17 protein-coding genes and 1 pseudogene are annotated in these 21,691 nt (G+C 64.3%); 15 read left to right on the top strand and 3 right to left on the bottom strand.

Features of this window, described 5'->3' with window-relative positions:
* Positions 1-178: 178 nt before the first annotated feature.
* Positions 179-1,033, bottom strand: coding sequence for a beta-keto acid cleavage family enzyme (locus O7R11_RS04510; protein WP_337996298.1), 855 nt, complete (start codon positions 1,031-1,033; stop codon positions 179-181).
* A 118-nt stretch (positions 1,034-1,151) separates the two neighbouring features.
* Between O7R11_RS04510 and O7R11_RS04505 the strand changes: the two genes are divergently transcribed.
* From O7R11_RS04505 to buk, 14 genes and pseudogenes are all read left to right on the top strand, one after another.
* A complete protein-coding gene (locus O7R11_RS04505; protein ID WP_337996297.1) occupies positions 1,152-2,045 on the top strand; it encodes a MurR/RpiR family transcriptional regulator in 894 nt (297 codons plus the stop codon).
* Positions 2,042-3,388 (top strand): aspartate aminotransferase family protein, encoded by a 1,347-nt coding sequence (locus O7R11_RS04500; RefSeq protein WP_337996296.1) that lies wholly within the window; start codon positions 2,042-2,044, stop codon positions 3,386-3,388. Before O7R11_RS04505 ends, O7R11_RS04500 begins: the two co-directional genes overlap by 4 nt.
* A gap of 112 nt (positions 3,389-3,500) precedes the next feature.
* The gene (locus tag O7R11_RS04495; protein WP_337996295.1) at positions 3,501-4,478 is read left to right on the top strand and encodes a TAXI family TRAP transporter solute-binding subunit; all 978 of its coding nucleotides are present in this window, start codon (positions 3,501-3,503) and stop codon (positions 4,476-4,478) included.
* 101 nt (positions 4,479-4,579) lie between these two features.
* Positions 4,580-7,207 carry a TRAP transporter permease gene (locus tag O7R11_RS04490; RefSeq protein ID WP_337996294.1) on the top strand — a complete coding sequence of 876 codons (2,628 nt, stop codon included), beginning with the start codon at positions 4,580-4,582 and terminating at the stop codon, positions 7,205-7,207.
* Between the two features lie 201 nt (positions 7,208-7,408).
* Positions 7,409-8,416 (top strand): LacI family DNA-binding transcriptional regulator, encoded by a 1,008-nt coding sequence (locus O7R11_RS04485; protein ID WP_337996293.1) that lies wholly within the window; start codon positions 7,409-7,411, stop codon positions 8,414-8,416.
* A gap of 132 nt (positions 8,417-8,548) precedes the next feature.
* A pseudogene (locus O7R11_RS04480) lies at positions 8,549-8,650 on the top strand (3-keto-5-aminohexanoate cleavage protein); the annotation flags it as partial.
* Between the two features lie 117 nt (positions 8,651-8,767).
* Complete coding sequence (locus O7R11_RS04475; RefSeq protein ID WP_337996292.1) at positions 8,768-9,733, top strand: Bug family tripartite tricarboxylate transporter substrate binding protein; 966 nt, start codon at positions 8,768-8,770, stop codon at positions 9,731-9,733.
* A 300-nt stretch (positions 9,734-10,033) separates the two neighbouring features.
* A complete protein-coding gene (locus O7R11_RS04470) occupies positions 10,034-10,468 on the top strand; it encodes a tripartite tricarboxylate transporter TctB family protein (RefSeq protein WP_337996291.1) in 435 nt (144 codons plus the stop codon).
* Positions 10,469-10,529: 61 nt separating this feature from the next.
* Positions 10,530-12,065, top strand: coding sequence for a tripartite tricarboxylate transporter permease (locus tag O7R11_RS04465; RefSeq protein WP_337996290.1), 1,536 nt, complete (start codon positions 10,530-10,532; stop codon positions 12,063-12,065).
* 130 nt (positions 12,066-12,195) lie between these two features.
* Positions 12,196-13,038 carry a beta-keto acid cleavage family enzyme gene (locus tag O7R11_RS04460; RefSeq protein WP_337996289.1) on the top strand — a complete coding sequence of 281 codons (843 nt, stop codon included), beginning with the start codon at positions 12,196-12,198 and terminating at the stop codon, positions 13,036-13,038.
* 126 nt (positions 13,039-13,164) lie between these two features.
* Positions 13,165-14,124, top strand: a complete 960-nt coding sequence (locus O7R11_RS04455; RefSeq protein WP_337996288.1) for a 3-hydroxyacyl-CoA dehydrogenase family protein — start codon at positions 13,165-13,167, stop codon at positions 14,122-14,124.
* A gap of 66 nt (positions 14,125-14,190) precedes the next feature.
* The gene (gene pcaF / locus O7R11_RS04450) at positions 14,191-15,396 is read left to right on the top strand and encodes a 3-oxoadipyl-CoA thiolase (protein ID WP_337996287.1); all 1,206 of its coding nucleotides are present in this window, start codon (positions 14,191-14,193) and stop codon (positions 15,394-15,396) included.
* A gap of 63 nt (positions 15,397-15,459) precedes the next feature.
* Positions 15,460-16,377 (top strand): phosphate acyltransferase, encoded by a 918-nt coding sequence (locus tag O7R11_RS04445; RefSeq protein WP_337996286.1) that lies wholly within the window; start codon positions 15,460-15,462, stop codon positions 16,375-16,377.
* Between the two features lie 44 nt (positions 16,378-16,421).
* Entirely contained in the window at positions 16,422-17,501 is a 1,080-nt protein-coding gene (buk, locus tag O7R11_RS04440) for a butyrate kinase (protein WP_337996285.1), read from the top strand.
* A gap of 111 nt (positions 17,502-17,612) precedes the next feature.
* Here the strand turns inward: buk and O7R11_RS04435 are convergent, their stop codons facing one another.
* Positions 17,613-18,551: a LysR family transcriptional regulator gene (locus O7R11_RS04435; protein ID WP_337996284.1), complete on the bottom strand. Its 939-nt coding sequence runs from the start codon at positions 18,549-18,551 to the stop codon at positions 17,613-17,615.
* A 253-nt stretch (positions 18,552-18,804) separates the two neighbouring features.
* On the opposite strand from O7R11_RS04435, the gene O7R11_RS04430 reads away from it, so the two are divergent.
* Positions 18,805-20,139, top strand: coding sequence for a sodium:solute symporter family protein (locus tag O7R11_RS04430; RefSeq protein WP_337996283.1), 1,335 nt, complete (start codon positions 18,805-18,807; stop codon positions 20,137-20,139).
* A gap of 106 nt (positions 20,140-20,245) precedes the next feature.
* Here O7R11_RS04430 and O7R11_RS04425 read toward each other — a convergent pair whose 3' ends face one another.
* A complete protein-coding gene (locus O7R11_RS04425; RefSeq protein WP_337996282.1) occupies positions 20,246-21,430 on the bottom strand; it encodes an MFS transporter in 1,185 nt (394 codons plus the stop codon).
* Positions 21,431-21,691 lie beyond the last annotated feature (261 nt).

Genomic DNA, 21,691 nt, shown 5'->3' with positions numbered 1-21,691 from the left:
GCGATAAAACCGAGCCAGGGCTCCGCCCTGGACCCGCAAGGGGCCGGAAGGCCCCTTGATCCCACATCTTTCAGACGCCATAAGCCCTTGCCCTCTGCGGCAAAGGTTGATAGGCGCTGCGCTGCGGAAAGCTGATGAGGGGTGCGGGGGGCTAAGGCCCCCCGCGAAGTTTTGGCTTTTATCCGAGCAGGCGATGCCAGTCGGCGCGCAGGGCGGCCGCGTCGGCGAGGCCGAGGCCGCAGGCGGAAAACGCCGTGGCGGCGGCGGAAACCAGGGCGGCGTTGTCCGGCGCGGTGGTGCCGTCGGGGAGCGCGAGGTTGTTCTCGAAGCCGATGCGCGCGTGCCCGCCGAGCAGCGCCGCGGCGGTGGCGCACGCCGCTTCGAAGCGGCCGAAGGCGCAGGTCATCCAGTGCGCCGGGCGCGGCATCTCCGCGGCGAGGAAGGGCAGCAGGTCGGCGGGGGTGGAGGTCTGGCCCACGGTGTAGCGCCCGAGGACGAACAGCACCGGCGGGTCCTCCCACGGGATCAGGCCGTGGCGGCGCATCTCGTCGAGGCGGGTGTGTTCCTCCGGCGAGTAGAGGATGATCTGCGGCATCACCGATTCCCGCTTCAGCCAGGCGAGGAACGCGGCGAACGGCGCTTCGTCCGCCGGGGTGGGCACGAACTCGCGCAGGGACAGCGAGATCGCCTCCGGCCGCACCGCCTTGACCACCGCCATCTGTTCCGCCGGCGCATAGAGGCCGAGGGATTCGGTGGTCATCTGGATCACCAGGGAGTCGCCCACCGCCGCGGTCACCGCGCCGATCGCTGCGGAGAAGGCCGCGGCGTCCAGCAGGTGGCCGCCTTCCGCGGTGCGCACATGCAGGTGGATCATCGCCGCCCCGGCGTCGCGGCAGGCGGCCGCGGTTTCCGCCAGTTCGCGCGGGGTGAGGGGCACCTTCGGGTGGTCGGTTTTCACCTTGCGCCCGCCGTTGGGGGCGACGCCGATGGCGACGGTCGGGCGGCCGGAGTCGGCGGGTGCACGGTTTTTCATCGGATTGCCTCAAAAATGAACATTTGAATCATTGTGTTAACCGATGAAACAAGTATTGCATGTCCATCGTCTTTGAGTCTATCTCTGTCGGATCGCCCGTGCACGAGGAACCCGCGCCATGGACACCGGCCCGCTCACCCGCCGCATCCTGGATGATTTCGATTCCCTGCCGCCGCAGCTCAAGGCGGCGGCGCGCTTTCTCGTCGATTGCCCGGACGATGTGGCGCTCTTGTCGATGCGGGAGCAGGCGCGCAAGGCCGGGGTCCTGCCCGCGACGATGACGCGCCTGGCGCAGCGCCTCGGCTTTTCCGGCTATGACGCGGTGCGCGATCTCTACGCCGCGGCGATCCGCGCCGGAGACCTCGGCTTTTCCGGCCGCGCCGGACGCCAGGTGGCGGCGCAGCGGGAAAAGGGCGAGGCGGCGCTCGCCGCGGAATTCGCCGCCGCACTGTCGGAAGGGCTGGCGCGGCTGCGCGCCCCCGCCGCGCTGGCGGCGCTGGTGGAAGGGGCGGAAATGCTGTCCGCGTCGCGGCGCATCGCCTGCCTGGGGCTGCGCGCGAGCTTTCCGCCCGCGTGGACGGTGCGCTATCTGCTCGGCCTGTTCGACGATCGGGCGGTGCTGCTCGACGGCGGCGCGGGGGTGATGGCCGACCGCGCGCGCGACCTCGGCGGCGCCGACGCGCTCCTGGTTTTCGGCTTCGATCCCTACAGCCGCGACACCGTGGAGACCGCGCAGCGCCTCGCCGCGCGCGGCGTGCCGGTGGTCGCGGTGACCGACAGCGCGGTGTCGCCGCTGGCGCGGGCGGCGCAGTGCGCCGTGCTGCTCGGCCCCGACGCCGCGCCGTCGTTCTTCCGCGCGATGACTCCGGCCTTCGCGGCCGCGGAAATTCTCGCCGCCCTGGTCGCGGGCAGGGGCGGGGAGGCGGCTCTCGCCGCGCTGGCGCGCACCGAGGCGCACCTTTCGGCCTGCAACGTCCACTGGGTGGATCCCGAGTCGAGGAGATCATCATGACTCACATTCTGCACCGCCAGATTCACGGCAGCCTGCCGATGGCGGTCGGCGGCAAGGGCGTCGAGCTGTTCGACGCCTCCGGCAAGGCCTATATCGACGCCTCCGGCGGCGCCGCGGTGTCCTGCCTCGGGCACGGCCACCCCGACGTGATCGCCGCGATCAAGGCGCAGGCCGATGCGCTCGCCTTCGCCCATACCGGTTTCTTCACCTCCGAACCGGCGGAGAAGCTGGCGGATATGCTGGCCGAATCCGCCCCCGGCGACCTCGACTACGCCTATTTCCTCAGCGGCGGTTCCGAGGCGGTGGAAACCGCGCTGAAGATGGCGCGGCAGTATTTCGTCGAGATCGGCCAGCCGCAGCGCTGCAAGATCATCGCCCGCGAGCAGAGCTATCACGGCAACACCGTGGGCGCGCTTTCGACCGGCGGCAACGTGATGCGCCGCGCGCTCTACCAGCCGATCCTGCTGGAGACCCATCACATTCCGCCGTGCTATGCCTACCGCCACCAGAAGCCGGGGGAGAGCGACGCCGACTATGCGGCGCGCGCCGCGGGCGAACTGGAAAAGAAAATCCTCGAGGTCGGGCCGGACACGGTGATGGCCTTCGTCGCCGAGACCGTGGTCGGCGCCACCGCCGGGGTGTTGCCGCCGGTCGCCGACTACTTCAAGCGCATCCGCGCGATCTGCGACACCTACGGCGTGCTGATGATCCTCGACGAGGTGATGTGCGGCATGGGCCGCACCGGCACCCTCTTCGCCTGCGAGCAGGACGGCGTGGCGCCCGACCTGGTGACCATCGCCAAGGGCCTGGGCGGCGGCTACCAGCCGATCGGCGCGGTGATGCTGCAGGAGCGGATTTATCGCGCCTTCGCCGAGGGCAGCGGTTCTTTTCAGCACGGCCATACCTATATGGGACATCCTATAGCCTGCGCCGCGGCGCTCGCGGTGCAGCAGGTGATCCGCCGCGACGATCTGCTCGCCAACGTGCGGGCGATGGGCGCGGCCTTGAAGGAGCGGTTGGCCTCCCGATTCGGCAACCACCCGTTCGTCGGGGACATCCGCGGCCGGGGCCTGTTCATGGGGTTGGAATTGGTCCGCGATCGCGGAACCAAGGAAACCTTCGATCCGGCCCTAAAAATGCATGCACGTGTAAAACGGGCGGCAATGGCACGCGGTTTGATGGTATACCCATCGGGCGGTACTGTTGACGGAGTGAAGGGCGATCACGTGCTTATCGCTCCGCCGTTCATTTCCGATCTTGCGACGATCGAGGCGATCGTCGCGCGTTTGGGCGAGGCCCTGGATGCCGCCGCCTCGGAGGCGGAGGTCCGGGCAAGCGCTTGAACGGAAAGGCTTCCCGCGAGGCCGTTTGCCTGAAAAGCCTGGGGCGCGGGGCCCGGGCCCATCCAGCGATCCGCCACGCCAAGGCGGACGCGCCAACACGGGGATTATCGTCATGCGTTTGCCAATGAAGTCGATCCTTTCCGCTGCCGTGCTGACTGCCTCTTTGGTGGGCACCCCTGCCGCCGAAGCCGCCCAGAAGTTCATTACCATCGGCACCGGCGGCGTCACCGGCGTGTACTATGCCGTGGGCGGCGCGGTCTGCCGCCTGATGAACAAGAGCTACAAGGAAACCGGCGTGCGCTGCTCGACCGAGTCCACCGGCGGCTCGGTGTTCAACGTCAACGCGATCAAGGCCGGCGAGTTGGACTTCGGTCTTTCCCAGTCCGACGTGCAATACAAGGCGATCAAGGGCGTGAAGCCGTTCGAAGGCGACAACAAGGTCTCCGACCTGCGCGCCGTCTTCGCCGTGCATCCGGAGCCGCTGACGGTTCTGGCGCGCCGCGACGCCAAGGTGAACGCCTTCGCCGACTTCGCCGGCAAGCGCTTCAACATCGGCAACCCCGGCTCCGGCACCCTCGCCTCGATGGAAGAGCTGCTCGGCGCCATGGGCTGGACCAACGCGAAATTCGCCCTCGCCGCCCAGCTGAAGCCCGACGAGATGGGCCCGGCGCTGTGCGACAACAAGATCGACGGCTTCGTCTTCGCCGTCGGCCACCCCTCCGCCACCATCCAGGACCCGACCACCACCTGCAACGCCAAGCTGGTTCCGCTCACCGGAGCGGCGGTCGATAAGCTGGTGAAGGAACATCCGTACTACTCCTACGCCACCATCCCGGGCGGCCTCTATGCGGGCAATCCCGATCCGGTGAAGACCTATGGCGTGCGCGCCACCGTGGTGACCTCCGCCAAGGTGCCGGACGCGGTCGTCTACAACCTGGTCAAGGCGGTGTTCGACAACTTCGACGACTTCAAGAAGCTGCACCCGGCGTTCGCCCACCTCGACCCGAAGGAAATGGTCGGGGCTGGCCTGTCCGCGCCGCTGCATCCCGGCGCGGTGAAGTACTACAAGGAAAAGGGCTGGCTGAAATAAGCCCGAAAAAGAGGGGAGCGCCCCGGCGCTCCCCTTTGCTATAAGCATCCGGGCCTCGGGGGGGACAACCGGGCACAAGATCACTACGGGGAAAGAGCGTTATGACCACGACCGATGCCGCCAAGCCGATCGACCCGCCGATCGACGCCGACGCCTTGCAGGAACTCGTCGCCTCCGTCGATATGGGCGGGCGCAAACCGACGGGACCGACCGCACGCCTGATGATGCTGGTGGCCCTGTCCTGGTCGTTGTTCCAGTTGTGGTATGCCTCGCCGCTGCCGTTCATCTTCAACGTCGGGGTGATCACCGACGGCATCGCGCGCTCCATCCACCTCGCCTTTTCCCTCTTCCTCGCCGCCACCAGTTATCCCGCCTTCGTGCGTTCGCCGCGCGACCGCGTGCCGCTGATCGATTGGATTCTCGGCATCGCGGGCGCCGCCAGCTCGATGTACCTGGTGGTGTTCTACCAGGACCTGGCGCTGCGCCCCGGCCTGCCCACCACCCTCGACATCGCGGTCAGCGTCGTCGGCGTGCTGGTGCTGATCGAGATGGCGCGCCGCGCCGTCGGCCCGGCGATCATGGTGATCGCCATCATCATGCTCGGCTATATCTTCGCCGGGCCGCACCTGCCCGGCATGATCGCCCACAAGGGGGCCTCGCTGTCGCGCGCCTCCTCGCAGATGTGGCTGACTTCCGAGGGCATCTTCGGCGTCGCGCTGGGGGTGTCCACCAACGTCGTGTTCATGTTCGTCCTGTTCGGCTCGATGCTGGAAAAGGCGGGCGCGGGCGGCTATTTCATCCGCCTCGCGTTCTCGCTGCTCGGCGGCTTCCGCGGCGGCCCCGCCAAGGCGGCGGTGGCGGCCTCCGGCATGACCGGCGTGATCTCCGGCTCTTCCATCGCCAATGTGGTGACCACCGGCACCTTCACCATCCCGCTGATGAAGCGCGTCGGCTATCCGGCGGTGAAGGCGGGCGCGGTGGAGTGCGCCGCCTCGGTCAACGGCCAGATCATGCCGCCGGTGATGGGCGCCGCCGCCTTCCTGATCGCCGAATACGTCGGCATCAGTTATGCCGACGTGGTCAAGCATGCCTTCTTCCCGGCGCTGCTCACCTATGGGTCGCTGTTCTACATCGTCGATATCGAGGCGATGAAGATGGGCCTCAAGGGCCTGCCGGTGACCCGGCACGGCACGCTGGGGAACAGCTTGCTCCGCGGGCTGATGAACGTTTGCGGCGCGATCATCCTCGCCGGCCTGGTCTACTACGGCATCGGCTGGACCAAGACTCTGTTCGGCATCTACGCCACGGCGATGATCGCCGTGGCGGTGCTGGCGCTCTACGTCTGGCTGATCGCCTATCGCGCCAAGTTTCCGGATAGCCCGCACGACGATCCGGCGCACGCCTTCGTCGAGGTGCCCGATTTCCGCGTCACGGTGCGCACCGGCCTGCATTACATCCTGCCGGTGGTGGTGCTGATCTGGTGCCTGATGGTGGAGGAACTCTCCCCCGGCCTCTCCGCCTTCTGGGGAGCCATGGTGCTGATTCTGCTCACCATCACCCAGCGCCCGCTCACCGCCCACTTCCGCGGCCAGAAGGAGATTCTCCGCTCGGAGTTCATCGGCGGGCTGAAGGACATGGTGGACGGGCTGATCGCCGCGGCGCGCAACATGACCACCGTGGGCATCGCCACCTCCACCGCCGGCATCGTCGTCGGCACCGTGCTGTTGACCGGCATCGGCCTGGTGATGACCGAGGTGGTGGAACTGGTCTCCGGCGGCAGCCTTCTGATCATGCTGTTCCTCACCGCGATCATCTGCATCATTCTCGGCATGGGCATGCCGACCACCGCGAGCTACGTGGTGGTGGCCACCCTGATGGCCCCGGTGATCGTCGATCTCGCCGCGAAGAACGATCTTGCGGTGCCTCTGGTCGCGGTGCATCTGTTCGTCTTCTATTTCGGCCTGATGGCGGACGTGACGCCACCTGTGGGTCTGGCCGCCTATGCGGCCTCGGCGATCTCGGGCGCCGATCCGGTGAAGACCGGCGTGCAGGGATTCCGCTATGAAATCCGTACCGCGCTGCTGCCCTTCATCTTCATCTTCAACCACCGCCTGCTGATGATCGACATCGACGGGCCGCTGGAATTCGTCGTCATGGTCATCGGCTCGGCGGCGGCGATGTTCTGCTTCGTCGCGGCGACACAGCACTGGATGATCATCCGCAACAAGCTGTATGAGACGGCGCTGCTGCTGCTCGTCTGCTTCACCCTGTTCCGGCCCGGGTTCTGGCTCGACATGGTGGAAGCGCCGTTCAGCTTCGCGCCGCCCACCGAGGTCTTTGCCGAGGCGGACGCCAACGAGCCGGGCGACCCGGTGTTCATCCGTTTCGAAACCCAGACCTCGATCGGCGACATCGTCGAAAAGACCGTGCGCCTGCGCCTCGGCGAAGGCGCCAACGGCACCGCACGGATGCGTGCCGAGGGTCTCAACCTCAACCGCCTCGGCGACGAGGTGATGGTCACCTCGGTGCGTCTGCGCAGCCAGGCCGCGAAGTTCGGCATCCAGCCGGGCGACCGGGTGATCGCGCTGGCGCGGCCGACCGACCGCCCCTCGCCGCAGTGGTTCATGCTGCCGGCGCTTCTGGTGCTCGGCGGGGTGTTCATGCTGCAGCTGCGGCGCAAGCGCCGCCTCGACGCCGCAACGCAGGAAGCGCTGCCCGCGGAAGGCTGAGCCGGTTCTTCCGCATGCCCTGCCACCCCGGCGCCGCCAACCCTGCGGCGCCGGTTGCGCATTTGTCGATATGCCCCCCCCGAACGATGCGCCGCCGCGCCTGCAGCGGTGTGGCGTTTTCACGCCTGCGTCGGAATGAGGCTTGATTCGAGCAAACGTTTGCGTTACTCTGCTTCATGATAAACCGGGAGAAGCCGTGTCGTGACGACGATCAAGGAAATCGCTGAAAGGGCCGGAACATCGTATTCGACGGTGAGCCGCGCCCTCAACGACAAGAAAGGCGTCAGCGCGGAATTTCGCCGGCAGATCCTCGACCTGGCCGAAGAGATGAACTACTTCCCCCACTCTTCGGCCAGGGCGCTGGTGCGCAACCGAGTCGGCGTGCTCGGCGTGGTGATCACGCGGACCGGCGAATTCGCCTTCCAGAACCCGTTCTACACCCACATGCTGATGGGCCTCAGCGCCACCATCAACAGCTCCGACTACCGTCTGCTGCTCACCCTGAACGGCCAGGGCAGCTATGCCGCGCTGTTCCAGCGGCGCCTCGTCGACGGGCTGATCATCGTGGGCAACCGCACCGACGATCCCAATCTGCCGGATCTGGTGAAGAACCGCATCCCGGCGGTGGTGGTGCCGGGCCTGCCCAAGGACTCCGCCCTCGATATCCCCAGCGTGACGGCGGAAAACTACGATATCTTCCGCCGTGCGATGAAATATCTGATCGATCTCGGACACCACCGCATCGCCTTCATCAGCGGCAAGATGAACTCGCTCTTCACCATCGACCGCGTCATCGCCTATCGCGAGGTGCTGAGCGAGCACGGCATCGCCGTGCGTCCGGAATACCTGCGGGAGAGCGACTTCTCGAAGACCGACGGCTTCACCTTCATGGGGCACCTTCTCGACCTGCCCGAGCCGCCGACCGCCGTGGTCTGCATGAACGACCTGATCACCCCCGGCGCGCTGCATCAGATCTATCAGCGCGGCCTTACCGTGCCCGGCGACATCTCGGTGCTCGCCATCGGGTGTTCGGAAAACTTCGAGCTCTATCACCCGCCGATCACGGCGATCCGGACGCGGGTCACCGAGGTCGGCAAGATCGCCTCGCGGATGCTGATCCAGCAGATCGAGGACGGCGTCTGCGAGCAAAGACACGTTGCCGTCGATTCGGAACTGGTGATCCGCGAATCGACGGGCGTTCCAGCGTAAATTTCAGACGGGAAACGTTGTAAATTGAAAAATTTTCACGCAAAGAGCAAACGTTTGCGCAGTACCGGGGGGCCGTCGCAGGCAGGAGAGGACAACGTCTACTACGCCAAGGGCTAACGCGCCCGGAGCAACGCGCAATTGGTGGAAAAGATCATTCGCATCGCGCGGGAGTTCGGCAAGGAGCCGGCGACCCCGGACGAAGCCCGGGAATACCTGGGCCTGAAGAAGCCGTAGGCGACGCCTGCGGCCGCACCTCGGGAGCCCGTGGCTCCAAAACCTGAACAGGGATGATAACCGACTGAATTACCAAAGAGGCTTCGCATTGGGAGCCGAACAAAAAAGGAGGAAACAATGTATCGTAAAACTATGCTTTTTAGTGTGTTGGGTGTCGGCGCCATGCTTTGCCTTCCTTCCGTCAGCATGGCGGCGGAATCCTTTCCGACGCACGCCATCAGCCTGACCGTCAATTATGGCGGCGGCGGCGGTACGGACGTCAGCGCCCGTATCTTGTCCAAGGCCGCGGAAAAATATCTGAAGGTGCCGATCTCGGTCAGTAACCGGCCCGGCGGACTCGGCACCACAGGCGTCATCGATCTCAAGGGCAAACGTCCCGACGGCTACAACATCGGCGTGGCGACCTACGCTCCCCTCGCGATCGTCCCGCACCAGATGAGCGTGCCCTACACCCCCGCCGATTTCGACTATATCCTTTCGTATGCCCAGTATCAGTACGGCATCGCCGTCAACAGCAAGTCCGAGATCAAGACCATCGAGGATTTGGTGGCCGCAGCCAGGAAAGAGGGCGGCCTGACCTATGCGGCCTCGGGCTATCCCCAGCCCTTCGCCATGCAGCGCATCGCCGAGATGAAGAAGGTGAAGTTCGCCCACGTGCCGGTCAAGGGCGGCAGCGAGGTGAACGTGCAGTTGCTGGGCGGCCATGTGGATGCGACGTGCGCCATCCTCGGCGACCTCATTCCGCTCTACAAGACCGGCGAAGTGCGACTCATCGCGGTGTTGACCGACGAGCGCGTGCCGTTCATGCCGGACGTGCCGACGGCCAAGGAACAGGGCTATGACCTGACGCTCTATTCCTACATGGCAATCGCGGCGCCCAAGGGCGTGCCGAAGGATCGCCTGGAGGTGCTCCGCAAGGCCTATGCCGAGGCCCACAAGGACTCCGAATTCCGCGACGTCATGAAAAAGCTCAACATTCCCGCCGTGTACTTGGATGGCGAGGAATTTCGCAAGCGCGTCGAGGCCGGCTATGCGGATGCCAAGCGCGACCTCGAGGCGATGGGCATCTCCACCAAAAAGTAAGACGCCCACGGTTTCATCGTCCCAAACGCGTGACGGCGCCGACAAGGCGCTGTCACGAGAGGCGGCGTAGGGCTGTGGCTTCTACGACTACTCCGACCGCTCCATGGAGGACGTGCTGTCCAAGCGCGGCATGGCGCCTTTCTCCATGCTCGACCGGATGAAGAGTTTCATCACCGAGCACGTCTAGGTGCTGCTCCCGGAACGCGAAAGACCCAGTAAGACGAAATGACATAAACTGGACGCTCAAAAAATAAAATGACCGTGAGGTGTGAGATGCAAATATCCGAATCAAAGGCCCAAATGGTCGGCGGGACGATTCTCGCGCTGTTTGCGGTGGCTCTTTATTTTATCATCATTCCGGCAGAGATCATCTTTGCGCAGGTCCGCATGGGGGTTTCCCCAAGGTACTTTCCCAACCTGCTTGCCGGGCTTCTGTTCGTCTTCGCGGTGTCCCTCGCCGTGGACGGCTACCGCATGCGCGACCACAAGAAGATGAAGAGCTACAGCGTCACGGCAAAGGATCTGCGCATCGTCTTGTTCACCCTCGGCGTCATCGCCTTGCAGATCGTCGGCTTCGACTACATCGGCTATCTCGTCCCGGCCATGCTGGCGATTGCCGTGTGCATGTATATGTACGGCCAGCGCAATTACCTGCTGATCGTCCTCGTCTCGGTGCTGCTTCCGCTGGGCATCAAGTACTTCTTCGAGCAGATGTTGCAGGTGGCTTTGCCTTGATCAAGCCGCAGGCACTTTGCCGACGGAAGCTTCACTGGCCCTCAAGGTGTGAGGAAACGATATGATCGAACTCTTATTTGCTGGCTTCGCCACGATTCTCGACCCGAACAACTTTCTCTTCCTCGTGCTCGGCGTCAGCGCGGGCCTCATCCTGGGAGCCATTCCCGGCCTGACCGCGACCATGGCGATCGCCCTGATCATTCCATTGACCTACTACATGACGCCGGTGCAGGCGTTCACCATGATCATGGGGGCGTTCAACGGCGGCACCTTCGGCGGCAGCATCTCCGCCATCCTCATCGGCACCCCCGGCACCCCCGCGGCGGCGGCCACGGTTTCCGACGGCTTCAAGCTGGCGCTTCAGGGCAAGGCCGGAAAGGCAGTGAAGATGGCCCTCGCCGCCTCGGTCTCCGGCTGCCTGTTCAGCTGCGTCGTGCTGATCCTGGTGGCGGAGCCGATCGCCCGCTACGCGCTGAAGTTCGGCCCGCCGGAATACACGGTGCTGATGGTCTTCTCGCTGACGATCATCGGCTCGGCATCCGGCGATTCCATTCTCAAGGGCATGATCGGCGGCATTTTCGGCCTGCTGTTCGGCGTCGTCGGGCTGGACCTGTTCCTCTCCGTGCCGCGCTTCACCTTCGGCGTCAATTACCTCAGCAGCGGTATCAACCTCATCGTGATGCTGATCGGCGCCCTGGCCTTTTCCGAAATTCTGGTGCAGCTGGAATCCGTGGCGCGGGGCAAGACCTCCGGGCACCTGCCGCCGCCGGCGGAAAAGAACGACAGCATCCTGCTGTTCAAGGAATACAAGGAGAGCTTCCGCACCATCGTGCGCTCGGCCTTCCTCGGCTGCGGCATCGGCGCGTTGCCCGGCCTGGGGCCGACGCTGGCGGCCTATGTCGGCTACGACATGGCGAAGCGGAACTCCAAAACCCCTGAGAAGTTCGGCACCGGCTGCCTGGAGGGCGTCGCCGCCGCCGAAACGGCCAACAACGCGGTGTGCGGCGCCAACCTGATCCCCCTGCTGGCGCTCGGCGTTCCCGGCGATGCGGTGGCGGCGATCATGATCGGCGCATTCATGATCCAGGGCCTCACCCCCGGGCCGCTGATCTTCCGCGAAGCGCCCGACGTGGTGGCGGGACTGTATGCCGGTCTCATTCTTTCCAACTTCCTGCTGGTCATCGTGACCTTCGTCTTCATCCGCGGCTTCACCAAGCTCGGGCAGCTGCCGACCACGGTCATCTTCCCCGCGGTCATCGCCTTCTGCTTCATCGGCGTCTACGGCATGGGGCAGAACAGCACGGACCTGTGGATCATGCTGTTCTTCGCCGCTATCGGCTACGTGATGGTGAAGTTCGGCTACTCGCCGTCAACGATGATGATCGGCTTCATTCTGTCGCCGCTGTTCGAGGAGAACTTCCGCCAGTCGCTGATCATCTCCAAGAACAGCTACACGGTCTTCTTCAGCTCCTACATCTGCATCTTCTTCTGGGCGATCACGGCGTACTCGCTGTTCACCATCCTGCGGGCCCGTTTCCGCCGCCTGGCGGCGCTTCGGGCGTTGGAGGAAGCGGAGGAAAACGCCGCCGCCGGGTGAGGCTGCGGGGGGCGGTGGAAACGCCGCCGCAGCGCCTCACCAAGATGCGGGCCGTGAGCTTCGCATGCTGGGCCCGCGATTGATGTGAAGAACAAGAATCAGTTAGGTCAATCAGAAACAAAGGTCAGTCATGAACAAGAAAATCGTTATCTCATGCGCCCTGTGCGGGGCGGGTACGACGCGAGAGCAGACCCCGCACGTTCCGATCACGCCCGACGAGATCGCGGCCGATGCCGTCGCCTGCGGGAAGGCTGGAGCGTCGGTGATCCACATTCACGCGCGCGACCTCCAGGGCAAGAACACGATGGACACCGAGACCTGGATCGAGGTGGTGAGCAAGGTCCGCAGCGCGGCCTCGGCCGCGGGTGTGGATATTGTGCTCAATCTGACAACCTCGGGGAGTGCCTTCTCCGAAGATCTGCGCTGCGGTCATTTACCTCTCTTGAAGCCGGAGATGTGCTCTTACGACCCTGGCACGATGAACTGGGCGAACAGCTATGTTTTCCTCAATACACCGAAGTTTCTGGAGCGTCTCGGCACGCTGACCCAGGAACTCCAGATAAAGCCGGAAATCGAGATTTTCGATGCCGGAATGATCGGTAATGTGGAGTTCTACCTAAAAAAGGGGTTCCTCCAGTTGCCCCTGCACTACCAGTTGGTGCTCGACGTTCCGGGCGGCATGCCCGGTACGCTTGAGAGCCTGGCCTACCTGACGAGCAAATTCCAGCCAGGCTGCACGTGGTCGATCACCGGCATCGGCAAGGCGCATCTGTCCATGATGCTCGCAGGTCTTGCGGCCGGGGCCGACGGACTTCGCGTCGGCCTGGAAGACAACATCTTCCTGGAGAAGGGCGTATTGGCGACCAACGTCCAGTTGGTCGAGCGGGCCGTCGCGCTGAGCAAGATGGCGGGCCGGGAGATCGCGACGGCAGAGGAAGCCCGCCGGATTCTCGGCTTGGTGAAGCACGTCTGATCAGGTGGTTTTGACCCCCGGCCCGCGTCAGTGGACGGCCCGACCATAGGGCCGTCCGAGCGGCCGCCGTCATCTGCCACCGTGGTGGAGGTGGTGACGGACAAGGATGTTTAAACGGAGCACACGATGAAACTTGCAGACATAAAAAAGATCGCCGTTCTCGGGGCCGGCACGATGGGGCCCGGCATCGCGCAAAACTACGCGATGGGCGGCTTCGAGGTGAGCCTCTACACCAGGAGCACCGGTACCCTGGACAAGGCGAAGATCATGCTGCGCAGCAACCTCGATACGTTCGTCGAGGAAGGGTTGATGTCGGTGGCCGAGGCCAAGGACGCCCAGGAGCGTATCTCCTTCACGAACGTACTGTCGGAGGCCATCAAGGGCGCTCAGTTCTTGCAGGAGACGGTGGCGGAGAAGCCGGACATCAAGACCGAGCTCTTCTCCGAGATCGATCGCAGCGTGCCCGAAGATGTGATCATCGTCTCCAATGCGTCGTCGCTCAACCCGTTCATTCTGGTGCCGGAAAACCGGTTGCCCAATTTCGCCACCGCGCATTGGTACGCGCCACCCCAGATCATTCCGCTGGTGGAAGTCGCGAAGGGCGAGAAGACCAGCGAGGAGACGATGGAGACGACCATCAATCTTCTCGACAAGTGCGGCAAGATTGCCGTGCGGCTGGAGAAATTCGTTCCCGGCTATATCGTCAACCGCATCCAGATCCTGCTGAACACCGAGGTGTTCTATCTCCTGGACAACGGCATCTGCACGCCGGAGCAACTTGACCTCGCCGTCAAGGCGAGCCTGATGCCGCGAGGATTGGTCCTCGGCCTGGTGCAACGATTCGACTTCACCGGCCTCGACATCAGCGCCAACAACATCATCAACGCCAGCTACAAGATTCCGGAGATCGGCAAGCGCCCCAAGGCCCTTTTCGACCACGTCGACAAGGGTGAACTGGGCGTCAAGACCGGCAAGGGGTTCTTCGATTACAGCGGACGCACCCCCGCCGAAATCGCCAAAAAGCGTGACAAAATGCTGTTCAAAGTATTTTCCGTGGCAAAAGACATTATGAGGGAAAAAATATGAAATTGACGGCGTTTTTTGACGTCAATTTCGCTCGAATCAGAGAACAATCATGACCGGATTCAAGTTATGAACGAAGTATTTATTTGCGATGCCCTTCGGACCCCATTCGGCCGATACGGCGGCAGTCTTTCCGGAGTGCGAACCGACGATCTCGCCGCGTTACCGATCAAGGCCCTGGTGGAACGCCATCCCGAAGTGGATTGGCAGGTTCTGGACGACGTCATCTATGGCTGCGCCAACCAAGCCGGCGAGGATAACCGCAATGTGGCCCGCATGGCGCTGCTGCTGGCCGGGCTGCCGCAGGAGGTTCCGGGGGCCACCGTCAATCGCCTCTGTGGTTCAGGGCTTGACGCAATCGCCGGCGCAGCTCGTGCCATCCGATGCGGCGAGGCGAACCTGATGATCGCCGGTGGCGTCGAAAGCATGTCGCGTGCTCCCTACGTGATGGCGAAGGCGGCGGGCGCGTTCTCGCGTTCAATGCGCATCGAGGACACGACGATTGGCTGGCGGCTCGTCAATCCAAGGATGGTCGAACTCTACGGCATCGATTCCATGATCATGACGGCGGAGAACGTGGCGTCGGACCACGGCATCTCGCGTCAAGACCAGGACGCCTTCGCGTTGCGAAGCCAACAGCGCGCCCATGCTGCCCAGCAGGCCCACCTCTTCGACGACGAGATCCTGCCGGTGGAGATTTTCCAGAAAAAGACGGGGCCGCTGACGGTCTCCGCCGACGAGCACCCGCGCCCGGAAACGACCATGGACAAACTCGCCAAGTTGTCCCCGGCGGTCAGTCCCGAGGGCACGGTCACCGCGGGCAATTCGTCCGGGGTGAACGACGGCGCCGGGGCCGTGCTCCTTGCCTCGGAGTCCGCGGTCAAGCGCTGGGGGCTGCGTCCGCTCGCCCGGATTGTCGGCACGGCCCACGCCGGCGTCGCGCCGCGCGTCATGGGCCTTGGTCCGGTTCCAGCCGTGCGAAAAGTCCTCGGGATCACCGGTATCGCCCTTAGCGAGATCGAGTTGATCGAACTCAACGAGGCTTTTGCCGCCCAATCGCTTGCCGTCCTGCGTCTGCTGGGCCTCCCAGACGACGCCGACTTCGTCAATCCCAATGGCGGCGCCATTGCCTTGGGGCATCCCCTGGGAGCGTCCGGAGTGCGGCTGGCGGCGACGGCGAGTTATCAGCTGCGGCGATCGGGTGGACGATATGCGATGTGCACGATGTGCGTCGGTGTCGGGCAGGGCGTCGCCATGATCCTTGAAAGAGCATGACGTCCGGCCGCAGGGGCCGCCTCTGGCGGCCTCTATGTGCCGTGGAAAGCGGGAAAATCTTCCATGATATATTCAAGTTTCAATCAACTGGTGACGAAGGTCCGCGACGACGCGGGGCGCCGAAAGGTTGTGGCGGTGGTCGCCGCGGATGACTCGCATACGCTCGAGGCGGCGACTAGGGCATCGAGAGACGGCATTCTCACGACGCGCCTAATCGGGCCAAAAAAGAAGATACGCGAGTTGCTCTCCGCGCTCGACGAGGATCCGGCCTCCTATGAGATCATCGCGGCGGAAGACCCGGTCGGCGCGGCCCACGTCGCCGCCGGCTTAGTGCGTGACCGCGAGGTCGATTTCGTCATGAAAGGCAAGATTCAGACGGCCGATCTCTTGCGCGCCATGCTTGCGCCCGAAAGCGGCGTGCGAACCGGCCGGATGCTCTCGCATCTCGCGATCGCCGAAATCCCGAACCACCACAAGTTGATCGGCATCACGGACGTCGCCATCACTATCGCGCCTAACCTCGATCAGAAGCGAGAGATCATCGAGAATGCGGCGGCGGCGTTGGCCGGCATGGGATTTGACCCGCCGAAGGTGGCTCTCCTTTCCGCCAGCGAGACGATAAATCCGAAAATGATTGAGACCGTTGAGGCCGCCGAACTCGCGAAATCGAACCGCGAGGGCTGGCTTTCCGAGTGTATCGTCGAGGGGCCGCTCTCCTACGATCTGGCGATGAGCCGAGAGGCCGCTGAGATCAAGGGGATCGCGAGCCGGGTCTGCGGCGACGCCGATCTTCTCGTCGTTCCCCACATTACCGTCGGCAATGTGCTCTTGAAGGCGTTGCGTTACTCCGCCGGCGCGCTGAGCGCGGGCATCGTTGTCGGTGGACGGGTGCCGATCGTCCTCACCTCCCGCGCCGTCGAGACTCGAGACAAGTTCCTGCCACTCGTACTGGCCGCGTCCATGAGCGCCGAATCATCGTGAAGCACGGGCTTGGTCGCGAACCAGCCATGAGGAGATCAATCGATATGACGGAAAAGGGCAAGAAGATCCTGGCGATCAATCCCGGTTCGACGTCAACGAAAATAGCCGTCTTCGAGGACGAGACCCAGTTGTTCGAGTGCAAGATCGACCACTCCGCCGCCGACCTCGCACCGTTTGACACGATCGGCGACCAGTTCCACATGCGCAAAACGGCCATTGTCGCGGCACTGGCGACGAAGAACTTCGTGCTCTCCTCGCTTTCGGCGGTGGCGGGCCGCGGAGGAAAACTGCCGCCTCTGAGGAAGGGCGCTTATCTCATTAATGCCGAGATGGTCGAGTTTTTGCGTTACCGGCCGATTGACCAGCATGCTTCGAACCTTGGGGCGCTGATCGCCTGGGATCTCGCCGAGTCGCTCGGTATTCCCTCTTTCATCTACGATGCGGTGGTGGTTGACGAAATGGATGACATCGCCCGACTGTCGGGTGTGCCGCAGTTGACGCGTCGTGCCTCCTGCCATGTCCTCAACATGCGAGCCATGGCGATGAAAGTGATGAAGGGAGAAGGGCGTCAGCTCGACGAAGCCAATGTCATCGTCTGCCATATGGGAGGAGGGATCACCGCGACGGTGATTTCGAAGGGGCGGATGATCGACGTATTGACCGACGAGGAAGGAGCCTTCTCACCGGAGCGGGCGGGCCGGGTGCCGTGTCGGCAACTGGTCGATCTCTGCTTTTCCGGCTCATGGGACAGGGGCAGTGCGACAAAACTCATGCGTGGCGTGGGCGGGCTCGTCGCCTATCTCGGCACCAATAGCGCTGTTGACGTCGAGAAACGGATCGACCAGGGCGATGCTGCCGCCGAATTCATCTACAGAGCCATGGCCTATCAGACGGCCAAGGGAATAGGCGAGCTTGCGACGGTGGTGAAGGGCGAGGTCGATCAGATCATCTTGACCGGAGCAATTGCCTGGTCGAAGCGGATGACGGAATGGGTTTCGGAGCGTGTCCGGTTCATCGCTCCGGTCAAGATCGTACCGGGCGAGAACGAACTTGAGGCGCTTGCCGCCGGAACGCTACGCGTGCTGCGCGGCGAAGAAATGCCGAACACCTTCGTCGCTCCCTGACCGCCCGCCCGTGCCGGGTATCGGAAATGCCGTCTTGGCCCGGGCGAATTTTTGATCGTGTCCCTGTGATTGGTCTAAGGCGGCAAGTTGGACCGTGGTGATGAGCGGCTCTCAGTCGTCAGTACGCGACAGAGGAGCCGCGGTGGGCCAGTCAAGTTGCCCGTATCGGCGCAGATGATCGATGAAGAGTCGCGCGACAGGGCCATTGCCGCCGCGCCGGGTGGCCGCGACGATCTCTGTAAACAGGGACACGGCGGCTAGCGGTCGATACACGACGCCGGGCAATCGGACGGATTGCAACGAAGCCGGCACGACCGAAACGCCGAGACCGATCGCGACCAGATTGAGAACCGTGATGAAATCGCGGACGTGGTAGGCGAAATGGGGAACGAATCCGCCGCGACGTCCGACGTCGATCGTGTGCTCGCTGAATCCTACCCGATCGTCCGACTGCGGCACGATGAAGGCCTCGTCGGCCAGCCGGACGGGCTGAATCTTCCGGCCGCCCCGCGCCAGCGGATGATCGGCGCGCAAGGCGATAAGGACCGGCTCGCGCAAGAGCGGCCGCACCACGATCCCCGCCGGATACTCCGGACGGGGCCGCAGAAACCCCACATCGATCCGATTCTCCGTCAAGGCCTCAAGTTGGCGCGACGTCTCCATCTCGGTCAGCGAGATCGACACTTCAGGATGGTCGCGATGGTAGTCGGAGACGACCAACGGCAGCAGGCCCGAATAGGTGGCCGAGGCGACATAGCCGATCTCGATCCGCCCGCACTCGCCGCGGGCGGCCTGGCGTGCGGTCATTTCGGCCTTCTCCATCTGGGCGATGGCCGTGCGTGCCTCGGCGAGAAACGACGCGCCCGCTTCGGTGAGGTGGATCGGCGAACGCTTGTTGCGCGCGAGCAGCCGGACGCCAAGCGCGGATTCGAGCATCTGGATGTGTCGGCTGAGCGCCGACTGGGCGATCCCCAACTGCTCCGCCGCCCGGCCGAAATGCAGGCAGTCCGCGACTTCAATGAAGCAGCGGATCTGACGCATATCCATCATGGCGCGCTCCTCGATCTATCATACTTTGATCACGATTATAGATCAAAAAATGCCAATCCTCTATTGGCGTTTTTCGGCGCTTATTGGCAGAGTCTTATCTATTCCCCTTGATGGGGCATAGCCACACATGAGCCGGTCCATGTCGATATCCCTTACTATAATGCAGTCTATCAGCCTAATCACGACGGTCGTCATCGTCCTTATGGCCGGTGTTTTCTCAGCGCGATCCGTCTCCTCGGCCGAGGGATACAGCTTGAGCGGGCGCTCCGCCGGCGCCGGCCTGATCGCCGGGGGCATAACCGGAGCGATCGTGGGCGGCTCGGCGACGGTCGGCACCGCACAGATGGCGGCCGTGTTCGGTCTTTCCGCATGGTGGTTCACTCTTGGATCGGGGATCGGCCTTGCCATCCTCGCGGTTTTTTACGCCCGCCCGCTGCGTCGCAGCCGGCTTGAAACCATTCCACAATTCCTCTCCCTGTCCTTCGGCCGCGGCGCCGGTCCGATGATGAGCGTCATTTCCTCGCTCGGCATTCTGTTTAGCGCCGTGGCGAGCTCTTTGTCGGGCATTCACCTGATTGCCGCGATGTTCGCCGTGGCGCACTGGCAGGCGGCGGGGATTATTCTGATTTTGGTGATCGCCTACGTGGTGTTCGGGGGCATGAGAGGGGCCGGCGTGTCGGGCCTGCTCAAGATGGCCGTTCTCGGGACTGCGCTGTGCGTGGGTGGGATTGGCGCGGTCGTGGCGCTGGCGCGCATGCCCGACTTCGCAAGCGTCTTTCCCGCTTTTCCGTGGTTGAGTCTGCTGGCGCGTGGCGGGGACACGGTTGGCAACGCGCTTTCGCTCATCGTCGGTATCGTCTGTACCCAGACCTACGTGCAGGCGATCTATTCCGCGTCGGACGCCCGCGTCGCGACGATTGGCACGTTGACCGCGGCGGCCATTACCCTTCCTGTGGGCCTGCCGTCGGTGGCCATCGGCATGTTCATGCACGCGCAGCATCCGGACTTGGCGCCCGTGATGGCACTGCCGATGTACCTTGCATGGTATCTGCCGGGCTGGCTTGGTGGGATCGGCCTTGCCGGCATCCTGCTGTCGGTGGTCGGTTCGATCGCCGGGCTCACGCTCGGCATCGGCACCATGATCGCGAACGACATCGCGCGGGGCGTGTTGCGGGTTGCGTCGGACGCCCGCATCCTCATGACCAATCGCGCGAGTATTGCCGCCGTGACCTGTCTGGCGCTGGCGATAGCACTCGCCAACCTCGATTCTTACGTGCTCGATTGGAACTACATGTCCATGGCCTTGCGCGGCGCGGGCGTCTTCGTCCCGCTGACGTTCGCGATTTTCCGGCCGGGTGCGCTTCGCCCCGCCTGGGCGCTCGTATCGATGGCCTTGAGTACGCTGGCCGCTGTGGCCTGCCATCTGCTCGCCTTCCCGCTGAACCCGCTCTTCGCCGGATTGTCCGTCAGCCTCGGCATCATTGCGTTGGCGCTGCTTACCCGGGTCGTCTCTGGCCGTGCGGAGAAGAACCCGGCAGCGACTGCCCGCGGGGCAGGGAAGGAGGGCGCGCGCGCCAACGCGCCCTGACATCCGCGCCTTTGGTGCTTCCATATCTCCTTGCACAGTGGGTCGTTCTCCCCTCGAACGGCGGAACGGCCCAACGGGCCTTGGAGGACGCCGAGGAAACCGGAGGCTACAGGGGGCGGTAGAAACGCCGCCGCAACGCCACCGCGGCGGCGGCGATGGACACCGCCAGCCCGGCGGCCAGCGCCATCGCCGCGCCCGGCCCGGCGGCATCGATCACCGCGGCGAACAGCGCCGGGGCCGCCGCGGCGACGAGGAAGCCGGGGGTGAGCAGCCGCCCCACCGTGGCGCCATAACGCGCCGGGTCGAACAGCACCAGAGGCAGGGTGCCGCGGGTGATCGTCATCAGACCGTTGGAAATGCCGTAAAGCCCGGAATAGACCATCGCCGCGGAGAGAAAGAGCCCGCTCGCGCCGCCCATGGCGAAGCTCAGCGGCAGGGCGATCGCCGCGGCGAGGTGCAGGTCGAGGGGGTGCAGCCTGCCGCCGAAGAGAATCTCCATCAGCCGCGCCGCCGACTGCCCGATGCCGCGGAACGAGGCCACCCACACCGCCACCGGCAACGCCATCCCCAGCCCCGCGAGCAGCCCGATCATGTGCGCCGACATCGCGGAATTGAGGAAGTTGAGCCCCCCCACGGTGAAGGCGAACAGCACCGCGGCCAGCCGCGAGGGCGGCGGCGGGGGCGGCACTTCGGGGGCGGCCTCCGCCGCCGCCGCCGGCTGCGGCGGCAGGGCTGCGGGCAGGACCCAGAACAGCGGGATGGAGGCGAGCGCGATGCCGCCGTATACCCCCACCGCAACCCGCCACCCCCACAGCTCCGCCAGCCAGTTGCCGAACGGCCAGAACACCGTGGAAGCCAACCCGCCGAGCAGGGTGATCTGCGCGATCGGCCGCTTCGCGCCGCTGCCGAACGCCTTGGCCAGCGCGGCGAAGGCGGCGTCGTACAGGGTCAGGCGCATCGCCGCGCCGAGCACCGCCCATACCGCCAGATACGTCGCGAAATCCCGGCACAGCATCAGGCCGCAACACGCCGCCGCAGTGAGCGCCGCGCCCAGGCTCATCGGCAGCCGCCCGCCGCGGCGGTCGATCCAACGCCCCACCGGCGCGGACAGAACCCCCATCACCAGCAACGCCAGGGAATAGCCGGAATGCACCCGCGCGGAGCTCCACCCCATCTCCGCCGCGATCCGCCCGCCGAACGCGCCGATCAGGTAATACGAAACGCCCCAGTGCACGAGCTGCGTCACGCCGATGCAGAAAACGCCGAAACTCCGCCGGAACCCTGGGGGCATGATCTGACCTGATTCCAAATTGTCACATACGCCGCCAGCATCCCCGGCGCAGAGGGAAAACACAATACGGACAATGCGGAAGGCGTTGTCTATACAAAAACTAGACCGGGCTCTGCCCGGACCCGCAAGGGGACTCAGTCCCTGTATAGACCGGGTAGATATCTGACACCTGTTCGGGGACATGTCTGACACATTTGGGCAAACGATGCGGGAGCGTTGTGATGCCCTGGAAGCATGTGTCGATGATGGACCAGAGACGAG

This window comes from Oleispirillum naphthae (genome assembly GCA_027864655.1).
In the GTDB taxonomy this organism is placed as follows: Bacteria; Pseudomonadota; Alphaproteobacteria; order Rhodospirillales; family Rhodospirillaceae; genus Oleispirillum; species Oleispirillum naphthae.
This window is presented reverse-complemented; position numbering and strand designations above follow the sequence as displayed.

What these genes read in the sequence shown, in the direction of transcription:
- O7R11_RS04465 (WP_337996290.1), top strand. Translation starts at nt 10,530, where the DNA reads ATGATCGAACTCTTATTTGCTGGCTTCGCCACGATTCTCGACCCGAAC.
- O7R11_RS04500 (WP_337996296.1), top strand. Translation starts at nt 2,042, where the DNA reads ATGACTCACATTCTGCACCGCCAGATTCACGGCAGCCTGCCGATGGCG.
- O7R11_RS04435 (WP_337996284.1), bottom strand. Translation starts at nt 18,551, where the DNA reads ATGATGGATATGCGTCAGATCCGCTGCTTCATTGAAGTCGCGGACTGC.
- O7R11_RS04505 (WP_337996297.1), top strand. Translation starts at nt 1,152, where the DNA reads ATGGACACCGGCCCGCTCACCCGCCGCATCCTGGATGATTTCGATTCC.
- O7R11_RS04445 (WP_337996286.1), top strand. Translation starts at nt 15,460, where the DNA reads ATGATATATTCAAGTTTCAATCAACTGGTGACGAAGGTCCGCGACGAC.
- O7R11_RS04455 (WP_337996288.1), top strand. Translation starts at nt 13,165, where the DNA reads ATGAAACTTGCAGACATAAAAAAGATCGCCGTTCTCGGGGCCGGCACG.
- O7R11_RS04460 (WP_337996289.1), top strand. Translation starts at nt 12,196, where the DNA reads ATGAACAAGAAAATCGTTATCTCATGCGCCCTGTGCGGGGCGGGTACG.
- O7R11_RS04495 (WP_337996295.1), top strand. Translation starts at nt 3,501, where the DNA reads ATGCGTTTGCCAATGAAGTCGATCCTTTCCGCTGCCGTGCTGACTGCC.
- buk (WP_337996285.1), top strand. Translation starts at nt 16,422, where the DNA reads ATGACGGAAAAGGGCAAGAAGATCCTGGCGATCAATCCCGGTTCGACG.
- O7R11_RS04490 (WP_337996294.1), top strand. Translation starts at nt 4,580, where the DNA reads ATGACCACGACCGATGCCGCCAAGCCGATCGACCCGCCGATCGACGCC.
- pcaF (WP_337996287.1), top strand. Translation starts at nt 14,191, where the DNA reads ATGAACGAAGTATTTATTTGCGATGCCCTTCGGACCCCATTCGGCCGA.
- O7R11_RS04475 (WP_337996292.1), top strand. Translation starts at nt 8,768, where the DNA reads ATGTATCGTAAAACTATGCTTTTTAGTGTGTTGGGTGTCGGCGCCATG.
- O7R11_RS04470 (WP_337996291.1), top strand. Translation starts at nt 10,034, where the DNA reads ATGGTCGGCGGGACGATTCTCGCGCTGTTTGCGGTGGCTCTTTATTTT.
- O7R11_RS04425 (WP_337996282.1), bottom strand. Translation starts at nt 21,430, where the DNA reads ATGCCCCCAGGGTTCCGGCGGAGTTTCGGCGTTTTCTGCATCGGCGTG.
- O7R11_RS04510 (WP_337996298.1), bottom strand. Translation starts at nt 1,033, where the DNA reads ATGAAAAACCGTGCACCCGCCGACTCCGGCCGCCCGACCGTCGCCATC.